This window comes from Flammeovirga sp. EKP202 (assembly GCF_014534745.1).
Classification (GTDB): Bacteria; Bacteroidota; Bacteroidia; order Cytophagales; family Flammeovirgaceae; genus Flammeovirga.
Genome location: NZ_JACVVP010000002.1, coordinates 113,138 through 135,027 on the forward strand (window position 1 = coordinate 113,138; position 21,890 = coordinate 135,027).

The window sequence follows — 21,890 nt, forward strand, 5'->3', positions numbered from 1 at the left end:
AAATGTAATAATTTCATGCATTCAATAATAACATTATCCTCAAACATAATGATTACCTTCAATCTAAACTGTTTTTTGATGATTAGGTCTTAATGGAGTAATATTTATCAGAGCGGAAACAACCACATCTTGACCGTCAAGATCTGTGTATACTGAATTTCCTTTTTCTAGGATAAGTACTCTTCTTCCATCTCTCAAAGAAAGCGTATAGGTTTCATAATAAGATTTACCGTTCTTCACGGCCTCTTGAATATTACCCATTGCCAATTTATATTTCTCTTGATCAGTTTCTCTTACAAATGAAGTTAAATCAGAAACTCCTCCAAAGTAGCTTTGCCAAACACCCGTCGTCTTCTTAATATCTGTAACATTTTCTACAGATCTATAAGCAATTGAGACCGGTACTTTATCAATGCTTTGGTCTTCACCGAAATCCTCAAACTCTAACTGAGAAGCAATACTACACATGGCGTATATTTTACCAGAAGAATTCACCATCGGGAATTTGACATATTTGTATTTTGTACCATCTTCTCTTTCCTCTACATAAGAAACTTCCGTTTCTTGTTCCGCAATTCCTTGGTCTAACTCCCAGATCATGCTACCTTCTTCTTCTCCAAAGATTTCTACATCTGTTTTTCCAATGATATCGTACCCCAGGTTTAAGCGCTTAGTGAGTGTTTGATCCACCATGATGTACTTTCCGTCTAGGTCTTTCATGTAAACCTCTGCTTCATAAGTATCAAAAATGGCTTTTAATTGTCTTCTTGACTCCTCAAGATCAGCTTCTCTTTTCTTTCTTTCCGTAATATCATGGAACATAATTGTAGCACCGATTATTGCTCCGTCTTCCCCTTGAATTGGGTAGTAGCGAGAGTCCATGGTTCTCTTACGAACGCCAAACTGGAAAGTCATTTCATCTGAGAAAGAATGACCATCTAGTGCTTTCTTACAATTTTCTTTATAACGGTTTCTATTTTCAGGTCTCACAAGATCCAACATCACTGTTTCACCTTCAATGATTTCTTCCCCTCTAGCCTTCAACTCTTCTTTGATGGCATTGTTCGCCAATGTGACTACCATTTTCTGGTCGATGGCAATTACAAAATCACTTGTACTATCCAAGAAAGCTTTCAAGTTCGCTTCTCGGTTATTCAGTTGTTCCTGAGATATCTTTAAGTCAATAGTACTTGAAATATCGTTAATAGCACCTGCAAATCGTTGTGCGACACCATTTTCATCATGTTTTACAGCTCCAGACACATAGAACCATTTGAATGTACCTGATTTCAATCTTAGTCGAACCTCAATTGAATTTGGAGCAATACCCAAGTGATCTGCAATCAAACCATTAAATAATTTAATTGCTTTATCTCTATCCTCAGGATGAATATTGGCTACAAATGCTTCAAAATCGTTTTGTAATTCTCCTTCCTCGTATTCCAACAACTCTTCAAAACGATGTGACCACCAGAAATTTGTATTATCATCTAAGACTCCATTTGTAAGTACAGCATCCCAAATACCTTCTGAAGTTCCTTTGAAAGCTAAGTCAAAACGTTCAAGCGTTTTGGCTAACTGTTCTGTTCTATCTTTTACTTGATTTTCAAGACTTGTTCGAAGTCCTTCCAATTCATTTTGTCTTCTTTCCATCTCCTCTTGCGTCGCTTGAAGCTCTTCATAGTTTTGACGCATCTCTTCTTCCTGACTTCTCAGGTGATCTCTTTGTTGTTGAGAAGACAATAATAATTCTTTAGTACGTTGATTATTTTTAGCCGTTCTAAGCGTTGAAGCAATACTTTCAGCTACTCTTTCTACGAACTCAATTTCGAAAGATTCTATTTCTCTGAAACTTGCTATTTCTAAAGCCCCTTCTACCTCATCATTGATTTTTAAAGGTACAATCAATACTGCACGAGGTGTCGCGTCTCCTAAACCTGAAGTAATTTCGGTATAACCTTCAGGAACATCATTTAAATAAATTGTTTCACCTAAAAGGTAAGCTTGCCCTAAAAGACCTTCACCAAAACGTCCATCAATATGGATTTTCTTGTCGATGATTCTTTTTCTTTCAAAAGCATAAGTGGCTTCAAGGTTTAAGAATTTCTTTTGATCTTCAGTTTCATCCAAGAAGTAGAGTTCACCTTGATTGGCATTTAAATAAGATACCAACTCACTAATAATAGCATTTGATAGCTCTTTTAAGTCTTGATTTGTTCTTAAAATCTCCCCAAAATGAGCCATACCTTTAGTAATCCAGTTTCTTTTTTCATCCTGGTAGGCTACATCTTTTAGCTTGTTTCTCATTTGCACCAATGCATTCCCTAAGATATCGTAATCACTGGCGGGTTTGAATTTAGCTTCAAAGTGACCTTCACCAATACTTAATGCAAATCGACTGGCTCTACCTAAATTGTCCCTCAGTTTATTACTTGACAAAATAATATCATTCATCTCATCACTGGTCTCATCAATATCTTGGCCGAGATCACCCACCGACAATCGGTCCAATTGATTAACTGGTCGTTGTAAGGAGGTATTCAAAGTTCGTATTACAAGAAGGGACGAACCAATGGCAAGAATAGAGAAGAAAAAAGTAACGAAAGCAATCGATGAATTGGCCGATGCAATATCTTCATTGATCCTCTTTACATCATCCAACATGGCTTTACGTTGCTGTTGTGATAAAGGACCTAAATAATCTCTGATTTCAGCTTTTAAAGGTGAGATTGTGGTCAATAGATAATCCACAATGTACTCGTCAACTTCTGATTTCTTTTTGAAGCTCTCTAACTTCAAACGCAATGTGAGAGAATCATACGTCTCTACGTCTTCTTGAATAGCCGCAAAGTCTGTAATGTGTTGTTCGAAATACAGCTCTAAGTCATCTTGACCGTGTTTGTATTCTTTCAGTAAGATACCAAGGGCATCAATTGATCTACGATCTTGTGAAGTTAGCTGTTTTCCTAGTTCTTCCAGTTTTTCTAAAGCCGGAAGAATATCTGTATCCCATAAAGAGTTTCTCTCATCTTTATAAGAATCATCTTTGGTAATGAAATAGCCTCGTTGAGCAGCAGAAACACGGTCTAAGCCCGCATTAATTCTAGCAGTCATGACAGTGATAGGGTTTCTTGTTTGTATTACCCTATCACCGACATCACTCACCAAGTTGTTTTGATAAACAACAAGGACAGTAAATGTTATTAAGATAAATAAGTAGGAAGTAGTTAATAAAACATTTCTTCCTTGTATAGTTTTGAAACTAAAGTAACGCGAAAATTGACGTCCTAAATTATCTGTATCTATTCTTTTCTGCATCGAGAAGTTTATTTTTCTGCCAAGTCAGTGTAGAGATCAAAGCAAAAAAATAACTTAAGAATCTCTACAAATCAAGAGTTTGCACTTCGAGAGGACATGCCTTTTTGATAACATTTTCGACATCTCGCTTCATAAGAATCCGTCTCACCTAAAAGTACCTGTTCTTCAGAAGCGGTAAGTCGGTATGAATATAGCGCAGGTTCACCACATTTTACACAAATAGCGTGCAATTTTGTTACATATTCTGCAATTGCCATCAATTGTGGCATTGGTTCGAAAGGTTTTCCCTGAAAATCCATATCCAACCCACAAACAATAATACGGTGACCGGCATTGGCTAAATCTACACAGACATCCACCAATTTATTATCAAAAAATTGAGCCTCGTCAATAGCTATAACTTCTTTTTCGCTAACATATTGTATGATTTCTTCAGCAGATTTCACTGGAGTAGAAATAATTGAGTTTGCATTGTGTGAAACTACATTTTCCTCATGATATCTTGTATCAACAGCAGGCTTGAAAATATGAACGACTTGTTTGGCAATAGTAGCTCTGTTTACTCTACGAATGAGTTCTTCAGTTTTACCTGAGAACATGGATCCACAAACTACTTCTATCCACCCGATAATAGGTTTATTTTCGGTACGGTCTTGAAATCTAGGTTCTACAAACATGATCTTTAATTTAATAATAGGGCCGTAAAGGTAAGTCATAGTTTTCATCTTTCCCTACTTTGTTTAGAATTGCTATCTTAATTTTTCCGGTGACCTTAGTTGGTTTTCTACTTGAGGTTAACTTTGTATCTTTGTAAAAATTATTTTGATATTGGAAAAAGAAAAAGTTTTAGTAGTTGTAGTAGGTCCTACCGCTGTTGGTAAGACCGATTTTTGTGTAGAGTTAGCTCGTGCATTATCCACAGAAATTGTCTATGCGGATTCCCGTCAGTTTTTTAAAGAAATGCAGATCGGTACTGCACGCCCCACCGAAGATGAAATGCAGGAAATTCCTCATCATTTTGTAGGGCACCTGTCTATTGAACAAGAATATAGTTTTGGACATTACGAAAAAGATACACTACAATTATTGGAACAACTGTTTCAAAAACATAAGTATGTCATTCTTTCTGGCGGGTCTGGAATGTATGTCGATGCGATTTGTAATGGTATTGATCCCATGCCTACAAGTGATCCCAAAGTAAGGGAAGCATTGAATGCTCGTTATAAAGAAGAAGGCATACAGCCTTTACTAGAGGAGCTGGAACAGAAAGATCCTGTTTATTATCATCAAGTAGACAGAGCCAACTATCAAAGAGTGATCAGAGCACTTGAAGTGATCGCTATTACGGGTAAAAAATATTCTGATCAACGCGGTCAATATAAAGCTGAACGTCCTTTTAAAATTGTAAAAATAGGATTAAATCGAGATCGTCAGGAACTTTATGACAGAATCAACTTAAGAATGGATATTATGCTCAATAATGGTCTTTTGAAAGAAGTTGAAAGCCTTTTTCCTCACAAGGATAAAAATGCACTGCAAACGGTAGGTTATAAAGAAATTTTTGATTTTTGGGACGGAAAGCAAGATTGGGATACTACCGTTGAATTGCTCAAAAGAAATAGTAGAAGATACGCCAAAAAACAATTGAGTTGGTTTAAAAGAGATGAATCCACGCATTGGGTCAACCCTTCTCAATTAGAAGATGTAATAAAATATATCCATTCCCTCAACTTGTAAGTCATGTCATCAAAAATATTAGAACAAAACAACTTCCTTTCCCCTTTATTTTATGCCGCTTCTGAGGGAATTATTATTTGTAACAAGAAAGGCGAAATTGTGGCAATGAACCCAATGGGATGCACCATTTTTGGTTACGAAGAAGGTGAATTAATTGGTCGAGACTTGGAAACGTTACTTCCTGATGCCATCAAAAAAATGCACAAGGGATTAAGAAACGCTTACTTTGAAAAACCTGAAGTGAGACCGATGGGACTTGGAAAAGAGTTTATTGCCCAAAAGAAGAGTAAAGAGGTCTTTTATGTGGAAGTAAGTATCAGTCACATGATGATTGAGGATGAGTTTCACGTAGCTGCTTTTGTCAATGATATTACGAAAAGGAAAAATGTTGAGCTCCAAGTGGTAAAACAACAGCAACTATTGGAGTACTATGCTGACTATGCTCCTGCCGCTATTGCTATGCTCGATAAGGATTTAACTTATCTCATTGCTAGTAACAGATGGAAGAAAACCTTAGGGGTAACAGTGAATTTAGAGGGAAAAACGATCCAGGAAACATTACCTAATTTCCAGCAGAGATGGTATGAGGTATTTGACAAGGTACTAAAAGGGGATAAGTCTGGTGTTCAAATGGATTACATTGACCGTATCGATCTTAGTAACATTTGGATAGAATGGGAAGCACACCCTTGGTATAACAGCGAAAATCAGATTAATGGTATCATTATTTTTGCCGAAGATGTAACAGAGCGTGTTGAAAACGAGCAGAAAGTGAAGCAGTATATGCAAGAGTTGATTCTCAAAAACAGAGAATTAGAAGACTTTGCTTATGTGAGTTCACATGACTTACAAGAACCGTTAAGAAAAATTCGTGCATTTGGGGATCGCTTAAGTAAAAAAGAAAAAGAAAACCTCTCTCCAAAAGGACAAGACTATATCAACAGGATGTTGAACTCTGCAGAAAGAATGCAACAGCTGATTACCGATTTATTAAGATTCTCAAGAATATCCTCTAAAGCGAAACCTTTTGAGGAGATCAACCTTAATGATGTGTTAAGAGATGTTATTTCTGATCTTGAAATTGCAATTAATGAATCAGAAGCGGTAATTCGTACTGTAGAACTTCCAACAATCAAAGGAGATATAACTCAGCTAAGACAACTTTTTCAAAATCTCATTTCGAATGCTATAAAATTTAGAAACGAAGACACTGTTCCTCAGATCAGAATTGATTCCAGCTTCGATGAAACAAAACCCAATGAAATAGAGATTTCCATTTCGGATAATGGTATTGGTTTTGACGATAAGTACAGCGAACGTATCTTCCAAATTTTCCAACGATTGGAAGGAAGAAAATACAATGGTTCTGGTATCGGTTTGGCTATTTGTAAAAAAATTACACAACGTCACGGCGGTGACATCACTGCAAGTAGTCAGATTGGTAAAGGAACAACTTTCACCTTTACACTTAGGACAGACCTAGAAGAAGAATAAAAAAGTAAATCTATAACTTTCAGATTTTTTACACTTAATAATAGAGTATTCATGACAACTACCGTTCTTTACGCTGATGATGATCCAGAAGATCGTATGCTAACCGAAGAAGCTTTTGAAGAGGCCTTTGAAGCCAGTAACCTCTCCGTTCAACTTCAATTTGTTGAAGATGGAGAAGAGCTAATGGACTATTTACAAAACTCTGGAAAATTCAGCGATAACAAAAAATTTCCTACTCCAGATCTCATTCTATTGGACTTGAATATGCCGAAAAAAGACGGTAGAGAGTGCTTAAAAGAGATTAAAGATAACGTTCACCTAAAAAAAATACCTGTAGTTGTATTAACAACTTCAAATGATGAAGAAGATGTCATAAAAACTTATAACTTAGGGGTCAGCTCGTTTATTACTAAGCCGGTAACTTTTGAATCCATGGTTGAAGTTGTTGAATCACTCAACAAGTATTGGTTTCAAGTGGTAAGATTACCTCATTAATAGTTTTTAGAATTTATGCCTTTTTCACAACATACTGATCCGCATAATCAAATAGTGAAGGTGCTTCTCATCGATGATGATGAAGATGATTATATCATTACAGAAGATGTATTGGATGATATACCTTTCAGAAGCTATGAGCTTGATTGGGTCTCTAACTATGACGATGCTGTTGAAATCGTTAGTGAAGGAAACCATGACGTCTACATTGTAGATTATCTTTTGGGTGCTAAAAGTGGATTAGACCTTATCATTGAGTGTCTAAAAGACCACCCTTTTAAACCATTTATACTGTTGACAGGACAAGGAGATGTGAAAGTCGATGAACAAGCCATGGTAGCTGGTGCATCAGATTACCTTGTGAAAGGACAAATTACTCCTCAACAGCTAGAAAGGGCTATTCGTCACAGTATACTGCACAGTAAGCATTTAAATCACATTCAAGAGCTGAATGAAAAGCTAGAGCAAAGAGTACAAGATAGAACTCGTCAGTTAGACAATGCGATCAAAACATTGCAACGCTCTAACGAAGATTTGGAGCTTCAGATCTTCGAACGTAAAAAAGCAGAAGAAGAACTTGTAAAGAGTCAGGCTATTTATAAAATCATTGCTCATAATTTCCCATATGGGCTGATCTCAGTATTAGATGAAAACTTAAATTATCTTTTTGCTGATGGTACTGGTTTTAAAGATTTGGATTTAGATGCCGATCGAATTGTTGGTGCTAAGTTCTTTAAGTTCTTATCAGAAAACGACCCTTCAAGAATAGAAGAATATCAAAAATGTTTCAAACTCGCCCAAGGGGTTATCAACACGGGAGAAGAAGTCATTTTTGAATTTAAATATAAAAATCTCAACTACTCTACGATCATTGTACCGATCAAGAATAGTAGACAGCAAACAAAACAAGTGCTTGTGGTGATGCTCAATATCACACAACAAACCAAAGCAGAAGAAGAGATACGAAAATCGTTAAACAAAGAGCGTCAATTGAATGAACTGAAGAGTAGATTTGTGTCTATGGCTTCTCATGAATTCAGAACTCCTCTGAGTACAATAATGTCTTCTGTTTCACTGATTTCCCGCTATAATTTACCAGAACAAGAGGAGAAAAAAGAGAAACACATCAAGCGTATCAAATCAAGCGTTAATAATCTTACACAAATCTTGAATGATTTCCTTTCTATTAGTAAATTGGAGGAAGGTAAGGCATTTGTGCATCGATCTACGATAGATGTTGATTCTTACATAGAAAACTTGTGCGATGAAATGTCTTCTGTTACTAAACAAGGACAAAAAATTATTATTAATCATGATGGGATTTCTCAGTTTAAAACTGACCCTCAGATTCTGAAAAATATTATTATAAATTTACTATCAAACGCCATCAAATACTCTGGTATTGGAGATAGGATTTGGGTAGATTCATGCATAGACGACAATGAGCTACGTGTGAGCATTAAAGACGAAGGGATGGGAATTCCAGAGAAAGATCAAGTTCACCTATTTGATCGATTCTTTAGAGCTGAAAATGCAATCAACATTCAAGGGACTGGCCTTGGACTCAATATCGTGACTAAATATATAGAAATGCTGAATGGCTCAATCTCCTTCGAGAGTAAAGAAGACGTGGGTACAACATTCTCAATTAAAATACCGAAAAAGTTTATTCCAAATGAAAAAAATACTATTGATAGAGGATAATTTAGAAATGCGTGAGAACACGTCGGAAATTCTAGAATTATCAAATTACGAAGTAATTACAGCTGACAATGGTAAGGTAGGCGTTGAAAAAGCAAGAACATCAAGCCCCGACTTGATTATTTGTGATATTATGATGCCTGAATTAGATGGTTATGGTGTATTGTTTGCTTTATCTAAAGACCCTAATACTGCTAGTATTCCTTTCATTTTCTTAACAGCTAAAGCAGAAAAAACAGATTTCAGAAAAGGAATGAGCCACGGTGCTGATGACTACATTGCTAAACCATTTGATGATGTTGAGTTATTAGATGCTATTGAAAGCCGATTGAAAAAGTCAGATACTGTTCGTAAGCATTATGAGCAATCTCCTGAAGGGTTTGATTCATTTATCAGCGATGCTAGAGGAATGAATAATTTGGATAAACTTTCTGAAAATAGAAAATCACGTACTTACAAAAAGAAAAGTGTATTGTTTTATGAAGGAGATCATCCAAACGCACTTTTACAGATCGTAAGCGGTAAAGTAAAAACTTATAAAACAAACGAAGACGGTAAAGAATACATCACGGGTATTCACGGTCCTGGTGAGTTTTTAGGTTATGTGGCTTTATTGAAAGATGTCACTTACCCTGAAAGTGCAATGGTACTGGAAGAATGTGAGATCACTATGATTCCTAAAGAAGACTTCTTCTCATTAATCCACAATAACAGAGACGTTTCACATGCTTTCATTAAGCTTCTTACAAAAGAAGTTATCGAACAAGAAGAAAAGCTATTAAAACTAGCTTACGGTTCGGTGAGACAACGTGTGGCTGAGGTTTTACTACAATTAGACAAGCGTTATCAACAAGGACCAAACGAGAGAATGTCGATCACAAGAGATGACTTGGCGAAGATCGTAGGTACTGCAAAAGAAACATTGATCCGTACTTTATCTGATTTTAAAGATGAAAAATTGATTGAGATCAAGGATAAGAATATCACAATTATCAATTTGGCAAGATTAGAAAGATTAAGTCATTAATCCCTGATTAACAGCCAATATTGATATTTCAACCAATATTTAGGAAGCCTACATTGAAAAAATGTAGGCTTTTTTTGTAATATTACATTACTAAAGTTGGAACAGAAGTATATTTTATTGGATTTTTTCTATTTGTAATCTTATTCAGAATTATCATAATATTCTCACCTTCAATGTTGAGGGCTTGAATATTGAAATAACAATAGCATCTATTATAATTTGGTTAAGAATAACTACTATGAAAACTAATAGTGTTTTTGTATATTCATATAAACAATAGGATTGAAGCTACAATACTTTTAGTATTCATCTATACAGACACAGAATTTTTAAAGCATCCAATTATTTATACATCTTATATAGATAATTTATTTTGAAATAGCATATGGCAAGTACGAATGTACAATCACCGTTAAAAGATAAATTAAAGGAGGTATTCGGTTATAATCAGTTCCGTGGAAACCAGGAAGTGATTATACAGCATATTTTAGATGGCAAAAATACTTTTGTAATTATGCCTACTGGTGCTGGAAAATCTCTTTGTTATCAGTTACCCGCGGTAATGAAAGAAGGAACCACAATTGTGATTTCTCCTTTAATCGCATTAATGAAAAACCAAGTAGATCAACTTCAGGCTTTAGGAATTAATGCTAGCTTTCTTAATTCAACATTAAGTAAAAGCGAATCAAATAGGGTGAAGAAAGAGACTCTGGAGGGAAAGACGAAACTGCTTTATGTTGCTCCTGAATCATTAACAAAACCGGATAATATTGAACTTCTTAAACAGTCTAATATTTCTTTCATCGCTATTGATGAAGCCCACTGTATTTCTGAGTGGGGACATGATTTTAGACCTGAGTACAGAAGAATCAAACAAATTATAGAAGAAATTGGCGACTTGCCAATCATTGCTCTGACTGCGACGGCTACTCCTAAAGTAAGAGCTGATATTCAGAAAAACCTTAGAATGGAAGATGCCAATATCTTCTTATCTTCTTTCCATAGGGACAACTTATTTTATGAGATTCACCCCAAGAAAGACCCAAAGGTACAGCTGATCAAGTTCATTAGGAAACATCAGAACAAATCAGGAATTATCTACTGCCTCAGCCGTAAAAAGGTAGAGGAAGTAGCGGAGTTTTTGAGAATCAATGGCATTAACGCCCTCCCTTATCACGCTGGTATGGAATCTTCTCAGAGAATGGGCAATCAAGATGCCTTCTTGAACGAAGATTGCGATGTGATTGTAGCCACAATTGCTTTTGGTATGGGTATTGACAAACCTGATGTCCGTTTTGTAGTACACTACGATGCTCCAAAATCATTAGAAGGTTATTACCAAGAAACAGGTAGAGCTGGTAGAGATGGTTTGGAATCGTACTGTATGATGCTCTTCAGTCCTGAAGACATCTCAAAATTGGAAAAATTCCATAAAGATAAATCTATTACAGAGAGAGAAAATGTTCATATCCTTCTTCAGGAAATGAGCTATTACGCTTACTCCTCAGTCTGTAGAACCAAACAATTACTTCACTATTTTGGAGAGAATGTTGAAGAGAATTGTGGTCACTGCGACAACTGTAAAGCAAAGCACTCTTCTTTCAACGCCAAAGACCAAATTTTACTGGCACTACAAGCCGTTCAAGAAACAGAAGAGCGTTTTGGTATTGAACACATCTGTAACGTGCTTACAGGCACTCGTACGGACTATGTGGAAAGCTACAATCACACACAACTCAAATCTTTTAGTAAAGGAAGCGAGTTTGACAACAAACATTGGGAATCTATCATTCGCCAATCGATGATTAGTGGATTTTTAGCCAAAGATGTTGATCAAATCACAATAATTCGTGTTACAGAAAAAGGAGAAGAATTTAAGAAGCGTCCTTTTGATATTGATTACACTCAAGATTATCAATGGCCTTCTGAATTGGAAGCATTAAATGAAGAGGCTGTTGTAACCAATGCTTTTGATAAAGAACTTTTTGATATTCTGAAAGCGAAAAGAAAGAAAATCGCTCATCAAAAAGGAATTCCTCCTTATGCCATCTTCCAAGAACCTTCTTTGGAAGAAATGGCAACTACCTACCCTGTCACTAATGAAGAATTGATGCAAATCAATGGGGTTGGTGCGGGTAAAGCCAAAAAGTTCGGAAAGCCTTTCCTAGATATTATTCAAGACTATGTGGAACAGAACGAAATTACTACGGCTAAAGATGTAGTGGTCAAAAGTACTGTCAACAAGTCGAAAGCAAAGATTGCAATCATTCAGCAAATCGACCGTAAGCAAGATATTGAGGACATTGCCGATTCTTTAAAAATCTCATTTGATGATGTGTTAGATGAAATCGAAAATATTGTGGATTCAGGCACAAAATTGAACCTCGACTACTACATTGATACAATTATGGATGAGGAACGATTGGATGAAATCTACGACTACTTCATGAGTGCTGAAACGGATGAGCTAGACGATGCTTATGATGAATTAGACGAAGATATCGGAGAGGATGAGATTCGCTTGGTAAGAGTGAAGTTCTTGTCTGAGGTGGCAATGTAATTCTTTCAATAAGGAATATATAAGCAGTTAGACATTTAAAATTGGACGTTTTGGATTTTAATTGTACAATTGCTTAAAATAAGAGGGAAGAGAAAGTTTCAAATTTAAGACTTTCTCTTCCCTCTTTCTTTTTATTGTTTATCCTACCTAACGCTAGATATACAATAAGCAGTTATAAGTACCAAGACAAAATTATTTAATACTAATTCTATTTATTGTTTTGCGATTACTTCCTTCAAAAAACTTTCAATAGAACCACTATTCATACGTTTTTTAGCGTTGTATTCACAAAAAATAAATTAGAATTAACTATGATATATTTTTGGCTTAGTACTTACATTTGAAATTGTATAACTGCTAAAATATTATTTCGTTGGAAAACCTCTATCTCGCATGAGTGCTTCAATATGAGCATCTCTGCCTCTAAATAATTTATAGGCTTTTGCTGGATCAATGGCATTTCTTGGAGCAAATAAGTATTTCACTAACTTATCAGCCACCTCTTTGTCATAGAAACCTTTTGGAGCATTCGCAAATACCTCAGCAGCATCTGAAGTCAATACATCAGCCCACATATATCCGTAGTAAGCAGCTGCGTACCCTTCACCAGAAAATACATGACCGAATTGTGTAGAACGGTGACGCATCACAATTTCTTTTGGCATACCTAAAGCGGTCAATGTCTCTTTTTCAAATTTAGCTGGATCAATTCCCGTTGGATCTACAGTATGATATTTCATATCCATCAAGGCCGAAGCTAAGTATTCAGTTGTATTGAAACCTTGGTTGAAAGATGCGGCAGCTTTAATTTTCTCTACCAATTCTTTCGGCATTGGCTTTCCAGTCTTTTGATGTGTTAAGAAACCATTGATCACCTTATCTGTCGATAACCAACGTTCTAATAACTGCGATTGGAATTCTGTATAATCTCTTACACCACTGTTTGATGTTGGATATTTTACGTTAGCAGATAAGAAATGTAGAGCATGACCAAATTCGTGGAAGAACGTCTCTGCATCACTCCATGAAACTAATGATACCTCACCCGGTGCTGGTTTAATAAAATTGGAGTTGTTAGAAGCCAATACAATTTGCTTTCCTTGGTAAGATGTGAAGCTTCTGTAAGTTGTCGCCCATGCACCTGAACGTTTCCCTTTACGAGCATATGGATCTAAGTACCACAAACCTATCACTTCCCCAGACGTTTTATCTGATACTTCCCAAACTCTTACGTCTTTATGGAATACAGGGATTTTCCCTTCTTCTAAAGCTTTGAACTGAAAGTTGAATAATTCACCTGCCACGAAGAACATCGCTTCTCTAAGCTTTTCTAATTGAAGATATTGTTTTACTTCATCAGAATCTAAGTCGTACTTTGCTTTACGTACTTTTTCAGCATAATAGCGATAATCCCAAGGTTCAATCGTGATTTTATCACCACGTTGATTTGCTACTTTTTGCATATCAGCCACTTCTTCTTTTACTCTTGCAGTAGAAGCTGCCCATACTTTCTCCATGAGGTTCATTGCATTTTCTGGCGTTTTAGCCATTCTATTTTGCAACCTCCATGTAGCATAATTATCATAGCCTAACAGGGTAACTCTTTCATCTCTCAATTGGAGAATTTCAGCAATGATTTTATTGTTATCATGGTCATCTCCATTATCACCTCTTTTGATGTAATTAGTCCATACTTGCTTTCTTAAATCTCTTTCATCAGAATACATCAAGAAAGGCTCCATTGAAGACCTTGTGTTTGTGATAGCATACTCTCCAGCATGACCTTTTTCTTCAGCTGTTTTTGCCGCTGATTTCACAAAAGACTCAGGAAGACCACTCAATTGATTCTTCTTCAAATACACAACATAATTTTCCTCATCTGCCAATACGTTATTAGAAAAGGAGTTGTACAATGAAGATAATTGTTTATCAATTGCAGCATATTGCTTCTTTTTAGCTGGGTCAAGGTCTGCACCATCCATTACAAAACCAGTATAGATCAAATCTACGACTCTCTGTGCTTCCTCCTCTAAAGGATTTTCTTGAGAGGCCTCGTAAACTGCTTTAATACGCTGAAAAAGCTTTTCGTTTTGTTTTATTTTAGAAGAATAATCCGAAATCTTCGGTGCCAAATTCTTTGCTATCTCTCTTAATTCCGGTGAAGAAACATTGCTTCTCCAAATACCATAATACGTGAAAGCTCTTTCCAAAGGAGCACCTGATTTTTCATAAGGAATAATTGTATTCTCAAAGGTTGGTGCTGCAGAATTATTTGCGATGATGTCAATTTCCTTTAGCTTCATAGCCATTCCTTCTTCAATGGCTGCTTGCAAATCTTTTAATTGCATTTTGTCAAAAGCAGGAACACCACCATAAGGTCCTTGCCACTCCTGTAATAATGGATTTTCTGATGTCAACTTTACTTCCTCTTGTTTTTTCGATGTGCAGGAAAAGAAGATGCACATCAGCACTCCTATTCCAAATAATGATTGAAATTGTTGTCTCATTTCGATAAATTGAATTGTTGTTGTATGTAATGTGAGTACCGGTTTAAATTAGTACACACTCGTTTTAGACGATTTATGCTGCTTTACTCTGTTTCCCATTTCAAGCTTAAAAAACATCTTTAGTTTCGATTATCCAAACCCCAGTTTAATTTCTTTCTTAGGGTATCTAAAAAGTTATCTTGTCCGCCGATTTTCACTAATTTGGCTTTAAATGGACATTTTTTCACGGCTAATTGAATGGTTGCATCTACGGCTTCAGATCTTGAATCAAGAGATACTAAGAAGTTTTTACTTCGCCCCTCAATTTCAAAAGAAATGATACTACTGTCTGATACAATTAGTGGTCTTACATTGAGGTTATGAGGACAGACAGGTGAAATAATAAAGTTTTCCGAACCTGGGATTACCACCGGTCCACCTACACTCAATGAATATCCTGTTGAGCCAGATGGAGTAGATACAATCAGACCATCAGCCCAATAAGAGTTTAAGTACTCTCCGTTTAAATAAGTATGAACTACAATCATAGAAGAAGTATCTCTCTTCAAGATCGTGAATTCGTTAAGCCCAAACTTGATCCCTCCAAAAAGGTCCTCTCTATCACTGACCAATGCAAGCATTGTTCTTTCCTCAATGGAATAATAACCATTGATTAAAGCATCTATAGTAGTTTGAAAATTTTCTCTTTGAATAGAAGCCAGGAACCCTAGTCGACCTGCATTTACTCCCACAATTGGGATTTCAAGCTCTTGCACATAAGTCAAAGCCTGAAGTAGTGTACCGTCTCCACCAATAGAAATCATAAAGTCTACCCCTCTTAGTGATTCGGTGTTACTAAAAACTTTTAATCCACGAGATAATTCTGGTTCTATTTTCTCCAAATAAGGAGCTAAGGCATCAGAAATCACTAATTCCACTTCTACTTTATCAATAATATACTTTATGGAATCAATAATAAATTTGCTGCGTTCAGTTTCTAGCTTACGGCTATGTAATGCAATTATCATTTTTAAAGTTCTAAATACCTTAATAGATTATCCAATCTGTCTTTGCTGTCATCTTTTCCTTCAGTAAATGTTGAAGAATAGATCACATTCAGATTAAAACGTTCAAAAGTAGCAATTACAGCATCCACTTCTACTTTATTTAATTTTAAAGTAACGATGACCATTTGGGGATCATCAGGATCAGATTCTACAAATGCACTTAAGATTTTTACGTTATTCGATTCGACCCATCGGCTCAAATCCTCCAATGAATAATGAATGGCTTCAATACGCAAAGCCACGATATTTCCTAATATCTGATCAGCATGCATTCTTGCCAACTCGTTCATCATCTCCTCTACGACAATCGAACCATGGTATTTCCCTTCTTTGTCTACCACGGGTACAATTTCAATATCAAACTCGTCTACTACTCTTAATACATCATAGAGATGGGTAGCCGGCAGTACAGATGCTTCCTCATAAGACAATGGTAGCTTCACGGACTTTACGCCCTCATTTATGTTAAGGTCAAAAAAGTCACTTTCTACCACTAATCCCAGGTACTTTTCATCCTTCACTACAGGAAGAGATTGAATATTGTTTTCCTCAAAATAAGTAAACACACATTCTAGCGTTGTATCTGGATCAATACTGGGTAATGTTTGTGAAATTAACTGTTTTGCTATCTGCATACCATCGTTTTTTTGATTCTAACGATAATTATAAACAAAATGGGAGATAAACCATTGATTTTCACCAATTTTCACCTCCCAATCTGAGAATAGTTATCAACACTATTCTAAATTCCCTTTGTAAATTTAGAGAAATTATTTGAAGGTTTCTCTAAACTACATTATTGTTAGTTATTTCTCAAGAAATCATCCACTAACATGTTGAATCTATTTGGATGTTCCATCATTGGAACATGACAACACTTATCAATAAAATGCAATTCAGAGTTTGGAATTCGTCTGTTGAATTCGTGTCCTGCTGATGGAGGTGTAATTGTATCATTCAATCCCCAAATCAACAATGTAGGACATTTGATATCATTTAACTCGTCTCTAAGGTTGTGCTTCTGTGCTGATCTTGCATAATAAACAATTCTCAAACACTTTGCACTGTCAGAAGTCACTTCAAATACCTCGTCAACAAGTTCTTTTGTTGCTACTTCAGGATCATAGAAAGTATAACCAACTCTATCCTTAATAAATTCATAACTACCTCTTTTAGGGTAAGATAAGCCCATACCAGACTCATAAAGTCCCGAACTACCCGTAAGAATTAGTTTCTCTACCTTATCTGGGTTTGCTAAAGTAAATAACAAAGAAACGTGACCTCCTAAGCTATTTCCTAATAAAGAAAACTTTGTTAATCCAAAGTCCTCTACAAACTTTTCAGTATAAGCGACCAATCCTTCTAAATTTGATTCATTTCTTGGTGAACTGTAAATCGGAAGCATTGGAATGATCACACGGTAACGTCCAGAGAAGTAACTCAACACCTCAGACCAGTTACTCAAAGCTCCAAAAAGCCCATGTAACAGGATCAATACTTCACCCTCTCCTTCATCTATATAACTAAACCCGTGCTTTTCTTTAATTGTAAGACTCATATTTGTACTTAACTGTAATCGTTATTTCGAAAATACGTGCAAAGATAAGATTAAATTTGACCTTTATGCATATAAAATGCATGTTTAAAAATTACTTCATCTTATTTTCAGATTTATTTGCAAATATTAATTTATCAAATTCTGAAAATGAAACTGCACCTTCTAAAAAGAGCGGTTTTAACTCATCTATAACATCTTGACTACCAAACTGCTCTCCTTTTTTTACAAGATAACTTTCAAAAAGATGCATTCCAAAACCTCTTGCAACTCCTTCACCTATTGAAGAGGATGATAAGTCAACAATATTCTCCGCTTCATCTTCTGTTAATATTGATTTTTCAATAACATACTCTACTGCCTCCTTTTTAGTCCATAAATAATGATGTATTCCTAGGTCACAAACCATGAATACTAAATTATGTACTTTCCATAGTTGGTACTGTAGCTTTTCTTCCAAAGAAGCATTGGTATAATAATGGTTCAGATAGACATTTTTCCAAAATTCTTCGATATAACGAAAAGTCAATCCTCTTCTAAAAAAAGGTAGGTTTTGATTGGTCACCTTAAAGCTACTCCATTGATTTAAAGCCGATAGACTAATTGCTGTTGGTTTTAGTACTAACTTATCATAGAAACTCACTGAATCTGAAAAGTAAACTTTACCGAGCCTACTTTTATCATAGCTTCCTTCGTAATAAAAAGGCTCATAAAAAGTGGTTGTGACGGCAGATGGCAACCTCGTGAACTCTACTTTTTCTTGAGTAGCAAATAAAGTGGATGTCTGAAGAAATGTGTCTTCAAATTGCGTTCTATATTGAAAAGGTGTGATGAAATGCTGTTCTCTAAATAATGAATCGAATTTTTCCCTCAATGTTCCGTCCTTAGCCCCCATTTGCACCAACATTTGATGTAATCTAGCTGTTTCCTTATGCAGCAGATTTTTGCCTAAGAAGTATAAATTTTTGGGTCGATATTTGAAATCTAAATGAGCATCATTCATCCCTAATCTCTTCCTTAGACTATGCTGATAATACATTTCCCCAAGAGGGTATTGTAGTGTTGTAATTTCTTCAGGAGCTTGCATTTCCAATTCAGCTACAGTCCTGTATAATGCATCGAATGAAGGGATTACAGCACCTTCAATCGCTTTTTTAATTTCATACCTTAACTCTGAGCGGTTATTAATCAACTCTTCATTGTGCACCTGATCCAGCTTGGTCATGAAATCTTTAAAAAAGATATTTTCTTCAACCCCTTGCTCCAAAAAGACTTGTAACTGCTCTCTCACCCTTTTTAAGACGCTTTTGGGAGGTATTGTCAAATCTTCATTGATATGAAAATGATGTATACACTCTTCTAACGTCTCACCTTGTCTTCTATAAAGGATATTTTTGGTGGTAATCTCAGCGTACTCTTCAGCTGGATTAAGTCGGTTACCTGCTATTAATTCTGCTATTTTATCTTGAGCATCAATAAGCCTGCTTATATAATTTTTAGCATCACTTATATCTTTTATCGTATGACAATTCAACATCAAAAGGGGAAGTTGTACTTGTATACCAGAGATATGATCAATAGGGTATTTTGTGTTTTTAAAAAGTAATTTCTCTAGTATCTCTTGTTCTATCAAATAACGAAATGTTTGAGCAGACAAACGCTCTTCCTTTGTCATATTTTTCAGATCATAGCGATCTAAAAACTCATATTCTTTCTGAACATACAATGAATCATATTCCACCTGAAAAGTAGACACATCATTCAGTCGACTTTCGGATTCATTCGTAATATAAGGCCACTTAAAAGCTTTTGTTCGGGTCAGTACTTCAGGATGTTCTTTGGCATAATCATAAAAGAAACGATCCAAAAGAGTGTATAATTTGGAGGGTTTAAAATACCAAACATTTACCCTATCTGCTACCACTGACAAAACCCCAATAATCACAAGTACCTTAAGGTACCCTGCCCATTTCATAAGGAAATGCTTTTTTACCTTTGTGAGGTAATACTTCCTGTAAGCCTTATTGAGTTTATAATTGTTCATTGTAGTGAAGTGCAGTATTTTGTATTTGATCCAAAAGGTTATCCTAACAAAATTGAAGCCATGAACTACCTTTTTTTAACAAGTTTATTCTCTTGCCATAGGCAAAAATCGACCTAATTCTAATACATTTGCAAATACTAGGCTAATAAATACTAAATGATTATAACTATATCCTTCATTTTTTAGTTATTCATTGAAGTACTAGGGCGAAAGTTTGAATGTGAACCGTGATTCATTCACTCAAGTTTCACATACTTTTACCTCCATACTTAACCGTAAAAGAAAAGAACAGATTTGGAAAAAAGAGTGGATCAGAAGATTACGAAAGTGAATAATGCTCCTCTTCATTTTGATGAGGTGCTTGGGACAGCGTTGGATAGTGGACAACCTTTTGCTGCTTGGAAAATGCCTCAAGAGGCTTCTCAACAAATAGTGGTTTCTTTACAAAAAGAAGCATTGAGGGTTGAAGTCGATTTAGAAGAATTACCGAAAGGTTTTCTTGCTAGACCATTCCAAGACAAAGAAGACAAAGCCTATCTTATTCCCGCAGATATTTACTATAATTCTGATTTAGCTCAAATTGAGTTTTCTAACGATTATGACTTTGAAACGAAACTGAAGATTGAGAGTACCCTCAGCCGTTTTGATTATAAAGAGCATAAAAATCGTTGGAAAAAACAAATGCTCAAAACACATTTCCCTCCAACTTCTAAAGAGCATTTCACCTCCATTGTTCAAGAAAGCGTTGATGCGATGAACAATGATGAATTCTTGAAAGTTGTTTTATCCAGGACGAAAGAAGCTCCTTTAAAAGAAGACTTTTCTCCTATTGAGTTTTTCCATCGCCTTTGCGAAGAGTATCCTAATGCGTTTGTTTCAATGTGCTACCTTCCTAATGTAGGACTTTGGATGGGTGCTTCTCCAGAAACGCTTATAAGCATGGATGAAAATGGAATATTCAAAACGGTGGCATTAGCCGGTACTCAAGCGAGTAATGGTATGTTACCTAAAGATGCTTCTTGGAAAAGTAAAGAAATTGAAGAGCAAGCCTTGGTTAGCAGATATATCATAAATTGCTTCAAGAAAATCAGATTAAGAGAATTTGAAGAGAAAGGCCCTAGAACAGTTGCGGCGGCTCACCTCCTTCACCTCAAAACTGATTTCAAAGTAGATACTAAAGCGACCAATTTCCCTCAGTTAGGTACTGTAATGCTCAAATTACTTCACCCTACTTCTGCGGTATGTGGTATGCCTAAAGAAATTGCCACTCAGTTCATTTTGGAAAATGAAAAATACAACCGATCTTTATACAGTGGGTACATCGGGCCAGTGGGAATTCAAAACAGAGACCATCTGTTTGTAAATCTGAGATGTCTACAACTGTTTGAAGACCATGCCCTACTTTACGCTGGAGCAGGCATTACATGTGACTCTGATCCTGAAAAGGAATGGAAAGAAACCGAGATAAAAATGGATACGATGTTGAAGCATTTGAATGGTTAAATTGTGCTCAATTGTCATCAATGATATTTCAAGCCCTATCAAGTTTTTTGATGGGGCTTTCTTATTGTCTCTAAGTTGCTTGTGTCAACACCCCTCTTCCTAATTGTCTTTAAAATACAATAATGTGTAAGGATCTAAGTTTTAAAGAGACTAATTACCAAATTAATCACTTTTTAGCCTTAGTATTCGATATTACAGACTAATGCACCTTATATTTTAAATCTATGAAATACATCATCTTATCACTATTGCTTAGCATAAGCACTTTTGTTCTTGGACAAGAAAAAGATATTTACAAAAAATACGGCATTGAAGTAGAAACTTTACAACCTGGATTAAAAGTAGGTGATTTTGCACCTGATTTTGAAGGTGTGGATCAAGATGGCAAAAAAAGAAAATTATCAGAAATGGTTAAGGAAGGTCCTGTAGTGATCAACTTTTTTAGAGGAAGTTGGTGTCCATCTTGTTATAAGCATCTTAAAAGTATCAGAGATTCATTAGACTATATTACTGCAACAGGTGCACAAATTATTATGGTCAGTCCTGAAGAAAAAGAAAGCTTAGATGCTTTTGCCAAAAAGAAAGGATTCACTTTTCCTATGATCACAGACCAAGAATTAGACATCATGAATAGCTATAAGGTGACATTCCAAGTCACTGAAAAATATCAGAAGAAAATTAAGACGTTTATGTTTACTGATATTGCAGCCAACAATGCCATCAAACAGGCGTCTCTTCCTGTACCGGCAACCTACATTGTGGGGCAAGATCAAAAAATTATAGCAATGCAATACGACCCTCGATATTCTAATAGAATGAGTCCTACGGCAATTATTAACGCATTGAATCAAGAATAAATAGAATTTTTATATTGAATTGCGTAATATTGAAGCGAGTTACTTT

At 35.7% G+C, this 21,890-nt stretch carries 15 protein-coding genes; 8 read left to right on the forward strand and 7 right to left on the reverse strand.

The annotated features are described in order from the left end of the window. Positions 1–63: 63 nt before the first annotated feature. Positions 64–3,318, reverse strand: a complete 3,255-nt coding sequence (locus tag IC221_RS01575) for a PAS domain-containing protein (RefSeq protein WP_188167297.1) — start codon at positions 3,316–3,318, stop codon at positions 64–66. Between the two features lie 71 nt (positions 3,319–3,389). Beyond that, a complete protein-coding gene (locus IC221_RS01580) occupies positions 3,390–3,995 on the reverse strand; it encodes a thymidine kinase (RefSeq protein ID WP_188167403.1) in 606 nt (201 codons plus the stop codon). Between the two features lie 151 nt (positions 3,996–4,146). Here IC221_RS01580 and miaA point away from each other — a divergent pair, with 151 nt between their 5' ends. The 6 genes from miaA (at position 4,147) to recQ (ending at position 12,332) form a co-directional block, all read left to right on the forward strand. Continuing rightward, complete coding sequence (gene miaA, locus IC221_RS01585; protein ID WP_367397745.1) at positions 4,147–5,055, forward strand: tRNA (adenosine(37)-N6)-dimethylallyltransferase MiaA; 909 nt, start codon at positions 4,147–4,149, stop codon at positions 5,053–5,055. Positions 5,056–5,058: 3 nt separating this feature from the next. Further along, positions 5,059–6,549: a PAS domain S-box protein gene (locus tag IC221_RS01590; protein ID WP_188167299.1), complete on the forward strand. Its 1,491-nt coding sequence runs from the start codon at positions 5,059–5,061 to the stop codon at positions 6,547–6,549. Between the two features lie 51 nt (positions 6,550–6,600). Beyond that, positions 6,601–7,044 (forward strand): response regulator, encoded by a 444-nt coding sequence (locus IC221_RS01595; RefSeq protein WP_188167300.1) that lies wholly within the window; start codon positions 6,601–6,603, stop codon positions 7,042–7,044. A 15-nt stretch (positions 7,045–7,059) separates the two neighbouring features. Beyond that, positions 7,060–8,748 carry an ATP-binding protein gene (locus IC221_RS01600; RefSeq protein WP_188167301.1) on the forward strand — a complete coding sequence of 563 codons (1,689 nt, stop codon included), beginning with the start codon at positions 7,060–7,062 and terminating at the stop codon, positions 8,746–8,748. Further along, the gene (locus tag IC221_RS01605; protein ID WP_062615765.1) at positions 8,720–9,772 is read left to right on the forward strand and encodes a response regulator; all 1,053 of its coding nucleotides are present in this window, start codon (positions 8,720–8,722) and stop codon (positions 9,770–9,772) included. The genes IC221_RS01600 and IC221_RS01605 overlap by 29 nt, the downstream gene beginning before the upstream one ends. Before the next feature lie 385 nt (positions 9,773–10,157). Further along, positions 10,158–12,332 carry a DNA helicase RecQ gene (recQ, locus tag IC221_RS01610; RefSeq protein WP_188167302.1) on the forward strand — a complete coding sequence of 725 codons (2,175 nt, stop codon included), beginning with the start codon at positions 10,158–10,160 and terminating at the stop codon, positions 12,330–12,332. Positions 12,333–12,697: 365 nt separating this feature from the next. On the opposite strand, the gene IC221_RS01615 is transcribed toward recQ, so the two are convergent. From IC221_RS01615 to IC221_RS01635, 5 genes are all read right to left on the reverse strand, one after another. Then, positions 12,698–14,839: a M3 family metallopeptidase gene (locus tag IC221_RS01615; RefSeq protein ID WP_188167303.1), complete on the reverse strand. Its 2,142-nt coding sequence runs from the start codon at positions 14,837–14,839 to the stop codon at positions 12,698–12,700. Positions 14,840–14,958: 119 nt separating this feature from the next. Then, complete coding sequence (locus IC221_RS01620; RefSeq protein ID WP_044207725.1) at positions 14,959–15,846, reverse strand: NAD kinase; 888 nt, start codon at positions 15,844–15,846, stop codon at positions 14,959–14,961. 2 nt (positions 15,847–15,848) lie between these two features. Beyond that, entirely contained in the window at positions 15,849–16,520 is a 672-nt protein-coding gene (locus IC221_RS01625) for a CBS domain-containing protein (RefSeq protein WP_188167304.1), read from the reverse strand. Positions 16,521–16,687: 167 nt separating this feature from the next. Further along, positions 16,688–17,443, reverse strand: coding sequence for an alpha/beta fold hydrolase (locus IC221_RS01630; RefSeq protein WP_044207720.1), 756 nt, complete (start codon positions 17,441–17,443; stop codon positions 16,688–16,690). A 91-nt stretch (positions 17,444–17,534) separates the two neighbouring features. Next, positions 17,535–19,484 carry a DUF885 family protein gene (locus tag IC221_RS01635; RefSeq protein ID WP_188167305.1) on the reverse strand — a complete coding sequence of 650 codons (1,950 nt, stop codon included), beginning with the start codon at positions 19,482–19,484 and terminating at the stop codon, positions 17,535–17,537. Between the two features lie 294 nt (positions 19,485–19,778). On the opposite strand from IC221_RS01635, the gene IC221_RS01640 reads away from it, so the two are divergent. After that, entirely contained in the window at positions 19,779–20,987 is a 1,209-nt protein-coding gene (locus tag IC221_RS01640) for an isochorismate synthase (RefSeq protein ID WP_223241262.1), read from the forward strand. Positions 20,988–21,211: 224 nt separating this feature from the next. After that, positions 21,212–21,844 (forward strand): peroxiredoxin family protein, encoded by a 633-nt coding sequence (locus IC221_RS01645; protein WP_188167306.1) that lies wholly within the window; start codon positions 21,212–21,214, stop codon positions 21,842–21,844. The last annotated feature ends 46 nt before the right edge of the window (positions 21,845–21,890 follow it).

Excerpts from the sequence above, each read along its gene's own strand:
- IC221_RS01635 (WP_188167305.1), bottom strand. The coding sequence starts at position 19,484 with ATGAACAATTATAAACTCAATAAGGCTTACAGGAAGTATTACCTCACA.
- recQ (WP_188167302.1), top strand. The coding sequence starts at position 10,158 with ATGGCAAGTACGAATGTACAATCACCGTTAAAAGATAAATTAAAGGAG.
- IC221_RS01645 (WP_188167306.1), top strand. The coding sequence starts at position 21,212 with ATGAAATACATCATCTTATCACTATTGCTTAGCATAAGCACTTTTGTT.
- IC221_RS01575 (WP_188167297.1), bottom strand. The coding sequence starts at position 3,318 with ATGCAGAAAAGAATAGATACAGATAATTTAGGACGTCAATTTTCGCGT.
- IC221_RS01605 (WP_062615765.1), top strand. The coding sequence starts at position 8,720 with ATGAAAAAAATACTATTGATAGAGGATAATTTAGAAATGCGTGAGAAC.
- IC221_RS01600 (WP_188167301.1), top strand. The coding sequence starts at position 7,060 with ATGCCTTTTTCACAACATACTGATCCGCATAATCAAATAGTGAAGGTG.
- IC221_RS01625 (WP_188167304.1), bottom strand. The coding sequence starts at position 16,520 with ATGCAGATAGCAAAACAGTTAATTTCACAAACATTACCCAGTATTGAT.
- IC221_RS01615 (WP_188167303.1), bottom strand. The coding sequence starts at position 14,839 with ATGAGACAACAATTTCAATCATTATTTGGAATAGGAGTGCTGATGTGC.
- IC221_RS01580 (WP_188167403.1), bottom strand. The coding sequence starts at position 3,995 with ATGTTTGTAGAACCTAGATTTCAAGACCGTACCGAAAATAAACCTATT.
- IC221_RS01620 (WP_044207725.1), bottom strand. The coding sequence starts at position 15,846 with ATGATAATTGCATTACATAGCCGTAAGCTAGAAACTGAACGCAGCAAA.
- IC221_RS01590 (WP_188167299.1), top strand. The coding sequence starts at position 5,059 with ATGTCATCAAAAATATTAGAACAAAACAACTTCCTTTCCCCTTTATTT.
- IC221_RS01595 (WP_188167300.1), top strand. The coding sequence starts at position 6,601 with ATGACAACTACCGTTCTTTACGCTGATGATGATCCAGAAGATCGTATG.
- IC221_RS01630 (WP_044207720.1), bottom strand. The coding sequence starts at position 17,443 with ATGAGTCTTACAATTAAAGAAAAGCACGGGTTTAGTTATATAGATGAA.